This is a genomic window from Candidatus Hydrogenedentota bacterium (genome assembly GCA_016791475.1).
GTDB lineage: Bacteria > Hydrogenedentota > Hydrogenedentia > Hydrogenedentales > JAEUWI01 > JAEUWI01.
Genome location: JAEUWI010000464.1, coordinates 1 through 520 on the forward strand (window position 1 = coordinate 1; position 520 = coordinate 520).

Here is a 520-nt window from a genome sequence, read left to right on the forward strand (position 1 = left end):
GGCTGGGTGCAGCGCCCCGGCTGGACCTGGCGCACTCCGTTCGGCCTGCCCGCCGACCCACGCGAGCCCGCCGTGCACATCAACTTCCACGAAGCCCGCGCCTACTGCCAGTGGGCCGGCAAACGCCTGCCCACCGACGCCGAATGGATGGAAGCCGCCTACACCGAGCGGCGCGCCACCCCGCCAGCCGGCTTCACCACCGGCCAGACCACTCCCTACCCCACCGGCAGCAGCCCGCAGGGCGCCCACTGCCTGGGCGACTGCGGCGCCGCCCCCACCCTGACGGCCTATGCCAACCCCGCCATCACCAGCCGCGGCCGGGGCCACCTGCCCACCGGCCGCACCCAAGCCGGCGTCAACGGCCTGTTCGACATGGGTGGCAACGTGTGGGAATGGACCGACGGCGGCACCGACGCCGCCCGCCCCACCCGTGGCGGCTCCTGGTGGTATGGCGCCGCGCAAATGCACCGCGACCACCTGCAGACCAAACCGGCGGACACGGCGGTGGTGTACATCGGGT

1 protein-coding gene is annotated in these 520 nt (G+C 73.7%); it reads left to right on the plus strand.

Translation table 11 applies throughout. The features are described 5' to 3' along the window. Positions 1-520: SUMF1/EgtB/PvdO family nonheme iron enzyme (locus JNK74_30265; protein ID MBL7650454.1), on the plus strand; the 520-nt coding region annotated here is incomplete at both ends.